Origin of the sequence: Buchnera aphidicola (Kurisakia onigurumii) (genome assembly GCF_039394605.1) — a bacterium.
GTDB lineage: Bacteria > Pseudomonadota > Gammaproteobacteria > Enterobacterales > Enterobacteriaceae > Buchnera_I > Buchnera_I aphidicola_B.
On sequence record NZ_CP135033.1, the window covers coordinates 161,964 to 175,445 of the forward strand.

The 13,482-nt window shown below is 22.0% G+C and carries 14 protein-coding genes and 1 other RNA gene; 8 read left to right on the plus strand and 7 right to left on the minus strand.

Annotated features, from left to right (window positions below):
- Positions 1–114: 114 nt before the first annotated feature.
- Complete coding sequence (gene gyrA / locus RJU59_RS00720; RefSeq protein ID WP_343155242.1) at positions 115–2,649, minus strand: DNA topoisomerase (ATP-hydrolyzing) subunit A; 2,535 nt, start codon at positions 2,647–2,649, stop codon at positions 115–117.
- Positions 2,650–2,996: 347 nt separating this feature from the next.
- Between gyrA and RJU59_RS00725 the strand changes: the two genes are divergently transcribed.
- Positions 2,997–3,737: a DUF2076 domain-containing protein gene (locus RJU59_RS00725; RefSeq protein WP_343155243.1), complete on the plus strand. Its 741-nt coding sequence runs from the start codon at positions 2,997–2,999 to the stop codon at positions 3,735–3,737.
- A gap of 196 nt (positions 3,738–3,933) precedes the next feature.
- Here RJU59_RS00725 and RJU59_RS00730 read toward each other — a convergent pair whose 3' ends face one another.
- Positions 3,934–4,524 carry a redoxin domain-containing protein gene (locus tag RJU59_RS00730; RefSeq protein WP_343128734.1) on the minus strand — a complete coding sequence of 197 codons (591 nt, stop codon included), beginning with the start codon at positions 4,522–4,524 and terminating at the stop codon, positions 3,934–3,936.
- 120 nt (positions 4,525–4,644) lie between these two features.
- On the opposite strand from RJU59_RS00730, the gene ung reads away from it, so the two are divergent.
- On the plus strand, positions 4,645–5,304 hold the full coding sequence (gene ung / locus RJU59_RS00735) for a uracil-DNA glycosylase (protein ID WP_343155244.1): 660 nt from the start codon (positions 4,645–4,647) through the stop codon (positions 5,302–5,304).
- On the opposite strand, the gene RJU59_RS00740 is transcribed toward ung, so the two are convergent.
- Entirely contained in the window at positions 5,291–5,884 is a 594-nt protein-coding gene (locus RJU59_RS00740; RefSeq protein WP_343155245.1) for a nucleotide exchange factor GrpE, read from the minus strand. The genes ung and RJU59_RS00740 overlap by 14 nt on opposite strands.
- 127 nt (positions 5,885–6,011) lie before the next feature.
- Here RJU59_RS00740 and nadK point away from each other — a divergent pair, with 127 nt between their 5' ends.
- The gene (gene nadK / locus RJU59_RS00745) at positions 6,012–6,893 is read left to right on the plus strand and encodes an NAD(+) kinase (RefSeq protein ID WP_343155246.1); all 882 of its coding nucleotides are present in this window, start codon (positions 6,012–6,014) and stop codon (positions 6,891–6,893) included.
- 69 nt (positions 6,894–6,962) lie between these two features.
- On the opposite strand, the gene ssrA is transcribed toward nadK, so the two are convergent.
- Positions 6,963–7,347, minus strand: a transfer-messenger RNA (tmRNA) gene (ssrA, locus tag RJU59_RS00750).
- A gap of 107 nt (positions 7,348–7,454) precedes the next feature.
- On the opposite strand from ssrA, the gene grxD reads away from it, so the two are divergent.
- Complete coding sequence (grxD, locus tag RJU59_RS00755; RefSeq protein WP_343155247.1) at positions 7,455–7,778, plus strand: Grx4 family monothiol glutaredoxin; 324 nt, start codon at positions 7,455–7,457, stop codon at positions 7,776–7,778.
- 63 nt (positions 7,779–7,841) lie between these two features.
- On the opposite strand, the gene rnt is transcribed toward grxD, so the two are convergent.
- A complete protein-coding gene (gene rnt / locus RJU59_RS00760) occupies positions 7,842–8,471 on the minus strand; it encodes a ribonuclease T (protein WP_343128739.1) in 630 nt (209 codons plus the stop codon).
- Between the two features lie 221 nt (positions 8,472–8,692).
- Here rnt and RJU59_RS00765 point away from each other — a divergent pair, with 221 nt between their 5' ends.
- From RJU59_RS00765 to ychF, 4 genes are all read left to right on the plus strand, one after another.
- The gene (locus RJU59_RS00765) at positions 8,693–9,328 is read left to right on the plus strand and encodes a Fe-Mn family superoxide dismutase (RefSeq protein ID WP_343155248.1); all 636 of its coding nucleotides are present in this window, start codon (positions 8,693–8,695) and stop codon (positions 9,326–9,328) included.
- Positions 9,329–9,411: 83 nt separating this feature from the next.
- Positions 9,412–9,552 carry a hypothetical protein gene (locus RJU59_RS00770; RefSeq protein ID WP_343128741.1) on the plus strand — a complete coding sequence of 47 codons (141 nt, stop codon included), beginning with the start codon at positions 9,412–9,414 and terminating at the stop codon, positions 9,550–9,552.
- Between the two features lie 44 nt (positions 9,553–9,596).
- The gene (gene pth, locus RJU59_RS00775; RefSeq protein ID WP_343128805.1) at positions 9,597–9,959 is read left to right on the plus strand and encodes an aminoacyl-tRNA hydrolase; all 363 of its coding nucleotides are present in this window, start codon (positions 9,597–9,599) and stop codon (positions 9,957–9,959) included.
- Between the two features lie 53 nt (positions 9,960–10,012).
- Positions 10,013–11,107, plus strand: coding sequence for a redox-regulated ATPase YchF (gene ychF, locus RJU59_RS00780; RefSeq protein WP_343155249.1), 1,095 nt, complete (start codon positions 10,013–10,015; stop codon positions 11,105–11,107).
- 132 nt (positions 11,108–11,239) lie between these two features.
- Here the strand turns inward: ychF and thrC are convergent, their stop codons facing one another.
- Positions 11,240–12,532 carry a threonine synthase gene (gene thrC / locus RJU59_RS00785; RefSeq protein ID WP_343155250.1) on the minus strand — a complete coding sequence of 431 codons (1,293 nt, stop codon included), beginning with the start codon at positions 12,530–12,532 and terminating at the stop codon, positions 11,240–11,242.
- 3 nt (positions 12,533–12,535) lie between these two features.
- Positions 12,536–13,468 (minus strand): homoserine kinase, encoded by a 933-nt coding sequence (gene thrB / locus RJU59_RS00790; RefSeq protein WP_343155251.1) that lies wholly within the window; start codon positions 13,466–13,468, stop codon positions 12,536–12,538.
- Positions 13,469–13,482 lie beyond the last annotated feature (14 nt).

Here is a 13,482-nt window from a genome sequence, read left to right on the forward strand (position 1 = left end):
AAAAAAAAAATATTTTTATTTTAATTTAAAAAAAATATTGTTTTTTTACATAATTAATTAATTTTATATAGAAAATTTTTTATTTGATAAGTTATAATTAATATTTTTAAAATATTAATATAAAGAATTTAGTTTTTGTACTGCTACAACTTTTTCATTTTTTATCGTTCTAATTAGAATAACCCCTTGTGTGTTTCTTTTTAAAATTCCAATTTCAGAAATCCTAGTTCTAACTAAAGTTCCAGCATTTGTAATCATCATAATTTGATTATTTTTAAATACTTGGATTGCTCCAATAAGTACTCCATTTTTTTTAGTAGTTTTGATAGCAATTACTCCTTGTGTGGGTCTTGATTTTATTGGAAAATCTGATGTTTGAGTTTGTTTTCCAAATCCATTTTCCGTTACTGTTAAAATGTTTCCCTTATTATTTTCTGGTATAATTAAAGATACTACTTTATCTTTTTGTTTAATTTTTATTCCTCTTACTCCTGAAGCATTTCTACCCATTTTCCTAACTGATTTTTCTGAAAAATGAACTACTTTTCCTAATGATGTAAATAACATAACAGTATCATTTCCATTAGTAAGAGATACTCCAATTAATTCATCATTATCTTTTAAGTTAATAGCAATGATTCCTGTACTACGAGGTCTTTTAAAAAGAGATGAAGATGTTTTTTTTACCATTCCTTTTAGTGTAGCCATAAAAATATTTATATTATCTTTATATTCGTTTAGAGATAATATTGTAGTAATTCTTTCTTTTGAATTTAAAGGTAGCAAATTAATTATAGGTCTTCCTCTTGCATTTCTACTAGCTTCTGGTAATTGATATACTTTTAGCCAATAAATTACACCTCTACTAGAAAAACATAATATAGTATCATGGGTATTAGCAACTAATAGACTTTCTATGAAATCTTCTTCTTTTGTTTTTACTGCTGATTTTCCTTTTCCTCCTCTTTTTTGTGCTTCATAATCACTTAATGGTTGATATTTTACATATCCAGAATGAGAAAGTGTAACTACTACATCTGTTTTAGTAATAACATCTTCTATATTAATATCAGATGGGTTTTTGCATATTTCAGTTTTTCTGGTATCACCAAATTTTTTTTTTATATTGTATAGATCTTCTTTTATAATTTCAGTTATATAGTTTGTATTTTTTAAAATTTTAATGATATTTTTAATTTTTTTTAATAATAATGAGTGATCTTCAAGAATTTTTTTTTGTTCTAGTGAAGTTATTTTTTGTAATTTTAGATCTAATATAGATTTTGTTTGTTCTTCAGAAAAAGAAAAAAATTTTATATTTATATTTTTATTTTTATTTTTCCATTTATATAGTAATTGTTTCTTTTCTTCAATTATTTTTTTAATTAATAAATTTTTTATTTCCCATTTTTTTGATAAAAGAATTTTTTTTGCAGATTTAGGATTAGAAGAACTTTGAATTAAAAGTATTATTTCATCAATATTATGTAAAGCTATGCTAATTCCTTCTAATATATTTGATTTTTTAAAATATTTTTTTAACTTAAATAAATTTTTTCTATATACTACTTCTTTTCTATGATTAATAAATGCATTTAATATATCTAGCAATGATAATGTTTTTGGTTGTTTTTTATATAAAGCAACCATATTAATTCCAAAAGAAATTTGTAGTTGAGTTAATAAATATAGTTGATTAAGAACTATTTTTGCTCTTGATTCTCTTTTTATTTCAATGACTATTCTCATTCCATCTTTATCTGATTCATCTCTTAAAGCTGTAATTCCTTCTATTTTTTTTTCTTTAACTAATTCTGCAATTTTTTCAATTAAACGCGCTTTATTAACTTGGTAAGGTATTTCATGTATAATAATTTTTTCTTTTTTTGATTTTTTACTAATTTGTATTTTGCTACGAGCTCTTATACATATTTTCCCTTTTCCAGTTTCATAAGCTTTTCGAATACCAGATGTTCCATGTATAATTCCATATGTAGGGAAATCAGGACCAGGAAGATATTGCATGATTTCTGATAGAGAAATTTTTTTATTTTTTATAACAGCTAAACATGCATCAATTACTTCATTTAAATTATGAGGTGGAATATTTGTAGCCATTCCTACAGCAATTCCAGAAGATCCATTGATTAATAAATTTGGAATAGTAGTAGGTAGTATTTCTGGAATATATTCAGTACTATCATAATTAGAAACAAAATTTACTGTTTTTTTATCAAGATCTTTTAATAATTCTTGAGAAATTTTTGACATTCTAATTTCAGTATAACGCATGGCTGCTGCAGAATCACCATCAACTGAACCAAAATTACCTTGACCATCTATTAATACATATCTTAACGAAAAAGGTTGAGCCATTCGTACAATAGTGTCGTATACAGCTGAATCACCATGAGGATGGTATTTTCCAATTACATCTCCTACTATTCTAGCTGATTTTTTATATGGTTTATTCCATAAATTTCCTAAAACATACATTGCAAATAATATTCTTCTATGAACAGGTTTTAATCCGTCTCTAACGTCTGGTAGTGCTCGACTAATAATTACTGACATTGCATAATCTAAATAAGAAGTTTTTAATTCTTTTTCAATATCAACTTTTATTATTTCTTTAGCTATTTTTTTCATAAGATAATAATCTCTTTTTTTTTTTACCTGATAGTAATTTTGAGTTTAAAATTATAACATATTTCAATTATTCAATGTATTCAAAGAAATTATTAATTCTATTCATTTTTATTTTATATTTTTTTTATAAAATTATTTTGTATTGTATCAATACAATAAAAAATTTTGTTATAGTAAAAATTTTTATTTCATATTAAAATAAATTATAAAAATAATTTTAAAATTCTTATAATTATTTTTTTAAAATTTTTTAAATAAAAATTTTACTAATTTGAAATATTAAAATTAATAATTAGAGATTTTTTAAAAAATAAATTTTTTGTTCTAAAAAATAAGGTTAATTTGTTATGAAATTAAACGAAAAAACATTGTTGGAAAATCTATTTGATAGATTGAAAGATACTGAAAAACAATTTCCAGATAGAAATAAAGAAGCGGAAGATTTAATTAATAATTTTTTAAAACAATATCCTAATTCTCCATATTATATTATTCAAACTATATTAGTTCAAGAAAGTGTTATTAATAATTTAAATGATAAAGTTATTAAGTTAGAAAAAGATATTAAAAACATGAATAAAAATATTAAAAAACCAGGTTTTTTATCTAATTTTTTTAAAAAATGTTCTGGTGGTGATAAAGATAATTCAACCCCTAAAAGTTTTATTAGAGGTAGTTCTGATTTAAATGATTCTAGAAAAAGTAATCCTAATTATAATATGAATAATACTAATCCTAATTATAATTATTCTAATCCTAATAATTCTGTTTCAGGTGGAGGGGTAAGTAGTTTTTTAGGAAATGTAGCACAAACTGCTGCAGGAGTAGCGGGAGGTGTTGTTTTAGGAAATATTATATCTAATGCATTTCAAAGTGATAAGCATACTGATTTTAATCATTATGATGATACTGTGAATAGTTCTACTGAATTTCATCCTGATAATAGTGATTTCGAATCAGAAGAAAATACAAGATATACAGAAGAAGAAATATTTGAAACTGAAGATAATGATAACTATAATATGAATGATGAAAATTCTTTTGAAAATTTTTCAGATGATGATATGCAAGATGATGAGTTTATATAAAAAATTTTTATTTCAAATAAAAATTTTTTGTTATATACAAGTAAGTAACAAAATTTTTTAACAATTAGTATATTTTTAAAAAAATTTGATTTTTCAGATAATTTATTTAAATATAAACCAGCACAAAAATTTGCGCTGGTTCTATTTTGTTTTTTTATAATATTATTATGAATTTATATATAAGAAAACATTAATATTATTTATTTTTAAAATATTTTTTTATACCTTTTAAGGAAGGATCTATTCCTTCATCACCTTTATTCCAATTAGCAGGACATACTTCCTTGTTGGATTCAAAAAAATTTATAGCATCTGTCATTCGAATTATTTCATGAATATTTCTACCAAAAGGTAAATCATTTATTGTTTCATGTCTAACTATTCCAGTTTTATCGATTAAAAATGAAGCTCTTAGAGCTACTCCTATTTCTGGATGTTCAATTTCATATAATTTTTGTATTTTTCTTTTAATATCAGAAACCATAGTATAATTTACTTTTCCTATTCCTCCTTGATTTATAGGTGTATTTCTCCAAGCTTGGTGTACAAAAACAGAATCACAAGAAATACCTATAATTTTTATTTTTCGTTTTTCAAATTCAGAATATAATTTATTAAATTCTATTAATTCTGTTGGGCAGACAAAAGTAAAATCCATAGGCCAAAAAAATAGAATTGTATTAAATCCCATTGAATATTTTTTAAAATTAAAATTATTTATTATTTTTCCATCTCCTGTAATAGCAGATGCGGTAAAATTTGGAGCTGGTAATGTGACTAATGCCATAATATTAATTCCTTGATATTATTTTTTTATTTTTAATTTTTATTAAAATGACATAAACAATATATATTAAGATTGTATTGATGAAAATAAAAATTTTTTAAATTATGGAAATCATAATAAATGAATTATTTAATATCTTGGAAAGATTTATTGTACTCTGAAAAAAGAAAAAAATATTTTTTAAATATTATTTCTTATATTAATAAAGAGCGTAAAAATAAAATAATTTATCCTTCTAATAAAAATATTTTTAAAGTTTTTTCTTTGACACCTATAGCATCTATAAAAATAGTTATTATTGGACAAGATCCTTATTATTCTAATAATAAAGCTCATGGTTTAGCTTTTTCAGTTAAAAAAAATATTTTTATACCTCTTTCATTAAGAAATATATTTATTGAAATAAAAAATGATTTAGGAGATTTTGATATACCTAATCATGGATGTTTACATCAATGGGCTAAACAAGGTGTTTTTTTATTAAATAGAATATTAACAGTAGAAGAAAATAAACCAGGATCACATGCCAATATCGGATGGAAAAATTTTACAAATAAAATTATAGATATAATTAACATACATTTAACAGGAGTTATTTTTTTATTATGGGGAAATTTTGCTAATGAAGTTGTAAAAAATATTAATACACAGAAACATTATATTTTACAGGCGTCACATCCATCACCATTATCTGCTTATAAAGGATTTTTTGGATGTCGCCATTTCTCAAAATCAAATAGTATTTTATTGTCTGAAGGAAAAAAACCTATTGTTTGGTAGAATTATTTTTTTCATTGTTTGAACTTTTATTTGGATGAGCAACTTCAACTTCAGATATTCGTAAAATTTCTTTATTAAATAAATATCCTTTTTTAATTATAGAAGTTATATGATTTTTTTTCACTTGATCTGTTTTTTTATAAGAAATAATTTTATGAATATTAGGATTATATTGAGTATTTTTTTCTCCATAAAAAAATATATCACATTTATTTAAGTTGTTTAAAAATGATTTATATATTAATTTAATACCTTCAATACATGAAAAGTTTTTTTTTTGTAATTTATATTTTTTGTTACATATTTTTTCTAGAATATCTATAATTGGCAATATTTTTTTAAAAAATTTTTTTTTATTTTCATATTTAATTTTTTCTATTTTTTTATTTTTTTCTTTTTCTATATTTTCTATTTTTGCTTGTGTTCTCATTTTAATATTTATTATTTTTTTTTCTAATTTTAAAAAATATTCATTTAGATTTTGTAATGTTTTAATTTCATTTTTTTTATTTTTTTCTTTTGATTTTTCTTGTTTTTGTAATATTTTTTCTTCATTTTTTTTATTTTCATGTTGTTTCATAAATAATTTCCTATAAATTTTATTGTTTTTATAAATTTTTAATTCATTATGGTGTTATAAAAATTTTTTTTCAAGTTTAAGAAATATTTAATTAAATATACATTGTAAAATAGGAAATAAATAATATATGAAAAATAATTTTAAAAAAATTGGAATTATTGGACATCCTAGGAATATTAATTCGTTTGAAACACACAAGTTATTATATCAATGGTTAACAAAAAGAAAATATGATGTATATATAGAATGTTCAATTTTTAAAAAAATAAATTTATTGAATGCAAAAATAAAAAAAATAGAAGAAATTGGAAAAATATGTGATTTAGTTATTGTAATTGGAGGAGACGGAAATATGTTATGTGCTTCTCGAATATTATCTTCTTATGATGTAAAAATAATTGGTATAAATAAGGGAAAATTTGGATTTTTAACTGATATAACACCTGATACACTTTTTTTTCAATTAGAAAATATTTTAACTGGAGAATATAAATTAGAAAAAAGAATTTTATTAGAAATAAGAGTTACAGGGGGAAAAAGAAAATCAAAGATTTTTAAAGCGGTTAATGAAGTAGTTTTATATTCTAAGAAAATGGATAATATGATTAATTTTAAAGTTTATATAGATGATCATTTTGCGTTTTCTCAGTATTCTGATGGATTAATTATTTCTACTCCAACAGGTTCTACGGGATATGCATTATCTGCAGGTGGTCCTATAATTACACCTTCGGTAGAATCCATAGTTTTAGTTCCAATATTACCTCATAGTTTGTCTGCTAGACCTTTAGTAGTAAGTGGAAATAGTTTTATTTGTTTTGTATTAACGGGAATTAATTATTTTATACATCTCACTTGTGATGGAAAAAATGTTTTAAAGGTTCGACCTGGAGAAAAAGTATTTGTCAGAAAAAGTATAGATACTTTTAATTTAATACATCCTAAAGAATATAATTATTTTCATGTTCTTAAATCTAAGTTAAATTGGTCAAAAAAATTTTTTAATTAATATGAATTATTTTTTTTACTATATACAAGTTTTATATTATAAAAATATTGTTAGTTTTTTTTTTTTTTTTTTTGGAGTTGGCGGGATTCGAACCCGCGTCCAAAAATTCTATATAATTTAGGTACTACATGCTTAGTCTATAATTTTTTTTAAAACATTCTAATTAAATTATAAGACGTAAAATGTTTAGATGTTTTTCTTGAAAGTTTTTTCATTAAGAAAATCAAGAAATTTTCTTAAGAAACTCTTTATTTATATTATTAAATCTTTATTTTCTACATAGAAAAGAGAAAACTATTTATAGATATAAAGACCTTTTACAGTTTTTTAAGCTGCTAAAGCGTATTGCTGATTTTTTTTTGCATTTAATTTATACGGTTTTTATCGAGGCCACCGATCCTCGGCATGCACCTAAAATTTTTTGATATTTTTGTCGAATCCAAATATCAACCCCTTTTATTATGCAAATAAAAATATTTATTTTTTATTTTTAAAAAATATTATATAATATTTTTATAAAATTTTCTATACTAAATATTAATTTATTAAAAAAGATAAAATATGAATACTATAAAAAAAATTGAAAAACAAATTCAAGAAAATCCTGTTTTAATATATATAAAAGGAACACCTGATAATCCGAGTTGTGGATTTTCATCTCAAGCAGTTACAGCGTTAAAAACATGTTCGGATAATTTTTCTTATGTTGATATTTTACAACATCCTGATATTAGAAAAGAACTACCAAAATATTCTGATTGGCCAACTTTTCCTCAATTATGGGTTTCAGGAAAATTAATTGGAGGATGTAATATTATATTAGAAATGGTTGAAAAAAATGAATTAAAAAAAATTATAGATAACGCTTTTAAAAAAAATAGATAAAATATAATAAAAATTATTATAATACATTTTCAATGTATTTAAAAATATTTATTTTTTATTATTTTAAAGAGGCCATCCTCCTAATTTTTTTAATCGATTAACTAATTCGCAAAAAAGATTAGCTGTTTTAATAGTATCATATAAAGCAGAATGAGCTTGACTATTATCAAAACATAAACCTGCTTTTTTACATGCTTTAGCTAAAACAGTTTGTCCTAATATTAAACCGCTTAATGCTGCAGTATCAAAAGTGACAAAAGGATGAAAAGGATTTTTTTTTATTCCAGTTCTTTCGATTGCAGCCATTAAAAAATTATAATCAAACATCGCGTTATGAGCTACAATTATTCCTTTACTACATTTTTCTTCTTTGATTCCTTTGTTTACCAGATCAAATATTTTTTTTAATGCTTTTTTTTCACTAATTGCCTTTCTCAATGGATTAAATGGATCTATTTTATTAAATATTAGAGAGTTAGGATCAATACATGATCCTGAAAAAGGATGAATATGAAAATGAATTGTTTTTTCTGTACGTAGCCAACCTAATGAATCCATTTTTAAAGTAATAACTGCGATTTCTAATAATGCATTATTTTTTGCATCAAAACCACTAGTTTCAATATCAATAACTACTGGATAAAAACTTCTGAATCTTTGATTTAGTAAATTTTTAATTTTATTTTTATTCATTTTATTCTCGTAAGTAAAATTTTTTTAGAGATAATGAAAAATAAATATAATAGAATATTTAAAATAATATATATTTTCATTTTTTTTTTATTAATTATTTTTTTTATAAAATAAATATTTTTATGCAATTTGTATTTTATATTATATAATAAAAAGAGAACATTATTTATTAAAAATTAAATTTTTTAAAATTTATATTTATTTGATATAGGAATTTTTACATGCAATATTATTTACCAAAAATCAATTATGCGTATAATGCTTTGGAACCTTTCATTGATGCAGAAACAATGTTCATTCATCATACAAAACATCATCAAGCGTATATAGATAATACTAATAGAATTTTAAAAGAAGAAAAAATTTATTCTAATATTTCTATTGAAAAATTATTAAAATCATTACATAAAATAAAATCAAATAATACAGTATTATTACAAAATAATGCTGGAGGGCATTTTAATCATAGTTTTTTTTGGAAATTATTAAAAATAGGAACAACTGTTTCAGGAAATTTAAAACAACAAATAAAAAAAAATTTTCAATCTATTGATAATTTTAAATTAGAATTTGAAAAAAAATCTATGCAACATTTTGGATCTGGTTGGATTTTTTTAGTGTTTAAAAAAGGAAAATTATCAATAAATTCATATAAAAATCAAGATAATCCGTTAATGAGTAGTAGTATTACTGGTTTTTCTGGTTATCCTATTTTATGTTTGGATTTATGGGAACATGCTTATTATTTAAAATATAGAAATCGAAAATTGGATTATATTCAATCTTTTTGGAATATTTTAAATTGGGAAGAAGCAATGATTCAATTTGAAAAATTTTATTATAGTGACAAATTATAATATAAAAAAATATTTATTTGTAATAAAAATAAAAAAAATTTTATTTATATAATATTTCTAGTAATTAAATAAGGAATATATTAATGAAAAATATAAAAGTTATTTTTGGATTAGGTAATCCAGGAAAAAAATACTTTTTTTCCAGACATAATTTAGGATCTTTTTTTGTTCAACAATTAGCAGAATTAAATGAAGTTAAATTAATAGAAAAAAAAAGATTTTAGGATATATAGGAGAAGTATTTTTAAAAAATAGAAATATTAAAATAATTACTCCAAATATATATATGAATGAAAATGGAAAATCAGTTTTTTTAGTTTCAAAAATTTTTAATATTTCATTAAAAAATATTTTAATAGTACATGATGATTTAGATTTAAAAATAGGAGAAATAAAATTTAAATATTCTATGGGTAGTGGAGGACATAATGGATTGAGAAGCATTATTACAGTTTTTAAACAATTTTATAAAAAAAAAAATAAAAATATTTTTTTTAACAGATTGCGAATCGGTATTGGAAGACCAGATCATGTATCTCAAGTATGTAATTTTGTTTTGTCAAAACCTAATAGAAAAGATTTTTTTTTAATAAAAAAAAAAATAAATGATTTTTTTGTATTTATCAATTAAATTAAAAAATTTTTTATCTTGTATAGGTAATAATTTTTATTATAGGGAAAAAAATGGGTTTTAAATGTGGTTTAGTTGGACTTCCTAATGTAGGAAAATCGACTTTATTTAATATATTAACTAATTCAGACGTTTCTGCTGAAAATTTTCCATTTTGTACAATAAAACCTAATACAGCTATTGTTTCTGTACAAGATATTCGTTTAAAACAATTAAATGATATTGTTAAATCAGATAAAGTAGTACCTACTATAATGGAATTTGTAGATATAGCTGGTTTAATCAAAGGATCTTATAAAGGTGAAGGTTTAGGAAATGCATTTTTAGACAATATTAGAAATACAGATGCTATTATTCATGTAGTAAGGTGTTTTCAAGATGATAAAATTATTCATGTATATCAAGAAATTGATCCAATACGTGATATAGAACTAATTAATATGGAATTAATTTTTTCCGATATTAGTCTTTGTAAAAAAAATATTAATAAAATAGTTACTCAAAAAAAAAATAATAAAAATATTGATATTTTTCAGAAAAAGTTAAATTTGTTAAATAAATTTTTATCTCATTTAGAAACAAAAGGTGCTTTACGAACTTTATCGATAAATGAAAATGAAAAAAAAATATCAATCGAATTTAAATTTATTACTTTAAAGCCTATTCTTTATCTTGCTAATATTGGAAAAGATAGTAAAAAAAATTTAAAAATTAAAAATTTAATAGAATTTTGTAAAAAAGAATTTTCTCAATTAATTCCTGTATGTATTTTATTAGAAAAAAAATTTTTTAATGATAATAAAAAAAAATATTTATTAAATACAACTAATAAAAAAAGATATCAATCAGTATTAGATAAAATTATTCTATCAGGGTATAAATTATTAAATTTATGTACTTTTTTTACAGTAGGAAAAAAAGAAATTAGAGCATGGAATATTCCAAAAAATTCTAAGATAACAATTGCAGCAAGAAAAATACATAGTGATATGGAAAAAGGATTTATTAGAGCTAATGTAATTTCATTTTCAGATTTTATTATTTGTAATGGAGAAAAAAATTCTAAAAAAATGGGAAAAAATCGAATAGAAGGAAAAAATTATTATATACAAGAAGGAGATATTATCAATATATTATTTAATATTTAAATTTTATTTATATAATATAAAAATATTTATTTTTGTACTAGAATATATTTATCATTTTTCATCAAAATTATATAAAACTAGCAAATATAATAAGTATAAAAATTTTTTGCTAGTTTTTAAATGATTAATGTTTTATTTTTTTAATAAAAAATTTCTTAATTTTAAAAAATTAGGATCCATATGGTATGATAAAGAGGGTAAATTAATTCTATTTTGAATTTTATTAGGTAAAGGTATTTTAATATTTAAAATTTTTTCAATAGTATTTTTGAATTTGGAAGGATGAGCTGTTCCTAAGAATAGACCATACTCGTTTTTTTTAATTTGATTTTTCAGTAATCTATAGGCAACTGCTGCATGTGGTTCTGATATATAATTTAACTCATATAATTCTTGTAAAGTTTTTTTAGTAATTTTATCAGAAACACTACCGTATCCTAATGTTTTTAAATCCCATTTTTTTCTTTTAAATAGTTGTTCTACACGAGGCCAGTTATTTGGTTGACTAATATCCATAGCATTTGATATAGTCGAAATAGTTTTTTTAGGATCCCATATTTTATTTTCTAAAAATCGTGGAACAGTATCATTAGAATTAGTAGCAGCTATAAATGATTTAACAGGTAAACCTAATGATTTAGCTAATAATCCTGCAGTTAAGTTTCCAAAATTTCCGCAAGGAACTGATATAATTAATTTTTCTCTTTTTTTAATTGGTGTTATAGAAAAAGCTTCAAAATAGTAACATATTTGTGCTAATAAACGACTAATATTAATAGAATTAGCTGAATTTAAGCAAGTAGATTCTCGAATTTCTATATCTTGAAAAGATTGTTTTACCAATGTTTGACAATCATCAAAACTTCCATCTATAGCAATAGTAGTAATATTATGACCTAAAGTACAGAATAATTTTTCTTGATATTGGCTTATTTTTCCTTTTGGATATAGAATTACGACTCTAATATTTTTCATTTTATAAAAAGCATGTGCTACTGCGGCTCCTGTATCTCCTGATGTAGCAGTTAATATAGTAATTGTTTTTTTTTCTTTTTTATTGAGAAATGATAATATTTGAGCCATAAAACGAGCTCCAAAATCTTTAAATGCTAACGTAGGTCCATGAAATATTTCTAAACAAGATATATTTTCTTCTACTTGTTTAATAATAGGTCCTGTAAATGAAAATGCTGTTTTTACAGAATTATAAAGAGTCTCAGATTCAATTTCGTTTTCTATGAACATATTTAAAATTTTGCTACTACGAGTAATGAAATCCATTTCTAGCATTTCTGTTAATAATTTTTTTTTTATTATCGGGAGATTAACAGGAAAAAATAATCCCTGATTGGTTCCTAATCCTAATTGTACAGCTTCAGAAAAATTAACTATTTCTTTTTGGTTTTTTAAATTATATAATTTCATTTTTTATCCTATTTCTCTTGCTCCGATAGTATCTATTTTACAAATTTTTACGAATCCATCTATTTTATTTTTAAAATAATTGTTTTTTATGATTTCAGATATTTTTACAGCCATTTCTGTATTTTTAGTAATTGCAAATATACTAGGACCAGATCCAGATATTCCACAACTTAATGCTCCTACTTCAATTATTTTTTTTTTTGTTTTAATAAAATTAGGTAATAAACATGTGCGGTAAGGTTCAGCAATTAAATCTTGCATGAGAGTAGAAGCTAATTTAGAATTTTTAGTATATGAAGCATGAATAAATCCAGCTAAATTTTTACTATGCTGAATACAAGTTTCTTTAGAATATTTTTTAGGTAATATATTTCTTGCTTGTGAAGTAGAAATTTTAATTCCTGGCCAACCAACAATCCATAACCAATTTGTAAAATTAGGTATTTTTTCACTTAAATATTTTTTTTGATTAATAATTAATTGCAAACCTCCTAAATAACAAGGAGCAACATTATCATAATGTATTTCTCCTGAAATAACACCTTCTAATTTTCCCATTAGTATTAATAATTCTGAATTTTGAAGTGGTTTTTTCAGAAAATTATTTATAGCAATTAATGCTGCTACAATAGAACATGCGCTTGATCCTAAACCAGAACCTATAGGCATATTTTTTTCGAGTGTAATTTTAATATTTATTTTTTTATTTATTTTTTTGCAAAAGTAATTCCAGCATTTCCAAACAATATTATCTAATTCATTTTTTGGAAGATCATTCTTAAAAGAACCTAACACTTTTAATTCAAATTTTTTTGAGGATTGAATTGTAATACAGTCTCCTAATAAAGATCCATCAATAGGAGATATAGCTGCTCCTAAAACATCGAATCCAACATTTAAGTTTCCTATTGATGCGGGAGCATAAATTTTTATCATAATATTAAACTCCT

Coding starts and splice junctions, on each gene's coding strand:
- gyrA (WP_343155242.1), bottom strand. CDS start 2,649: ATGAAAAAAATAGCTAAAGAAATAATAAAAGTTGATATTGAAAAAGAA.
- RJU59_RS00725 (WP_343155243.1), top strand. CDS start 2,997: ATGAAATTAAACGAAAAAACATTGTTGGAAAATCTATTTGATAGATTG.
- RJU59_RS00730 (WP_343128734.1), bottom strand. CDS start 4,524: ATGGCATTAGTCACATTACCAGCTCCAAATTTTACCGCATCTGCTATT.
- ung (WP_343155244.1), top strand. CDS start 4,645: ATGAATTATTTAATATCTTGGAAAGATTTATTGTACTCTGAAAAAAGA.
- RJU59_RS00740 (WP_343155245.1), bottom strand. CDS start 5,884: ATGAAACAACATGAAAATAAAAAAAATGAAGAAAAAATATTACAAAAA.
- nadK (WP_343155246.1), top strand. CDS start 6,012: ATGAAAAATAATTTTAAAAAAATTGGAATTATTGGACATCCTAGGAAT.
- grxD (WP_343155247.1), top strand. CDS start 7,455: ATGAATACTATAAAAAAAATTGAAAAACAAATTCAAGAAAATCCTGTT.
- rnt (WP_343128739.1), bottom strand. CDS start 8,471: ATGAATAAAAATAAAATTAAAAATTTACTAAATCAAAGATTCAGAAGT.
- RJU59_RS00765 (WP_343155248.1), top strand. CDS start 8,693: ATGCAATATTATTTACCAAAAATCAATTATGCGTATAATGCTTTGGAA.
- RJU59_RS00770 (WP_343128741.1), top strand. CDS start 9,412: ATGAAAAATATAAAAGTTATTTTTGGATTAGGTAATCCAGGAAAAAAA.
- ychF (WP_343155249.1), top strand. CDS start 10,013: ATGGGTTTTAAATGTGGTTTAGTTGGACTTCCTAATGTAGGAAAATCG.
- thrC (WP_343155250.1), bottom strand. CDS start 12,532: ATGAAATTATATAATTTAAAAAACCAAAAAGAAATAGTTAATTTTTCT.
- thrB (WP_343155251.1), bottom strand. CDS start 13,468: ATGATAAAAATTTATGCTCCCGCATCAATAGGAAACTTAAATGTTGGA.